The organism is Vibrio sp. 10N.261.52.A1 (assembly GCF_002876325.1).
GTDB lineage: Bacteria > Pseudomonadota > Gammaproteobacteria > Enterobacterales > Vibrionaceae > Vibrio > Vibrio chagasii.
The window spans coordinates 1-604 of the sequence record NZ_MCYD01000221.1 but is presented as its reverse complement, the minus strand read 5'-3'; the positions used below and the strand labels follow the sequence as shown (position 1 = coordinate 604).

General features: G+C 48.8%; 1 protein-coding gene. It reads left to right on the top strand.

Annotated features, from left to right (window positions below; translation table 11 throughout):
* A partial coding sequence (locus BCT81_RS02855; RefSeq protein WP_102423187.1) for a ParA family protein occupies positions 1-604 on the top strand: 604 nt, incomplete at both ends.

The window sequence follows — 604 nt, the reverse complement described above, 5'->3', positions numbered from 1 at the left end:
AAAGGTGGTGTTGGTAAAACAACCACGACAGTGACCATGGCAGGCCTGCTTGCTTTAAAAGGACACCGCGTGTTGTTGGTGGATACTGACCCACATGCATCACTGACCACCTATCTGGGTTACGATTCAGATACGGTGGAGTCGAGCTTGTTCGATCTGTTTCAGCTTCGTGAGTTTTCTGCGCAGACGGTAAGACCGCTGACGTTGCAAACCGAAGTTGAAGGCATCGATATCATCCCAGCACACATGTCATTAGCAACACTTGACCGTGTGATGGGAAATCGAAGCGGCATGGGGTTGATCTTGAAGCGTGCTTTGGCGGCGTTGAAAGAAGATTACGACTACGTGTTGATCGACTGTCCGCCAATTCTTGGTGTGATGATGGTGAATGCATTGGCAGCGAGTGACCGTATTTTGATTCCGGTACAGACTGAGTTTCTGGCGATGAAGGGGCTAGAGCGTATGATTCGTACGCTAACCATCATGCAGAAATCTCGCAAAACACCGTTTAAGGTGACGATTGTCCCTACCATGTACGACAAACGAACCAAGGCATCACTGCAAACACTTACGCAGCTGAAAGAGGACTACCCAAACCAAGTTT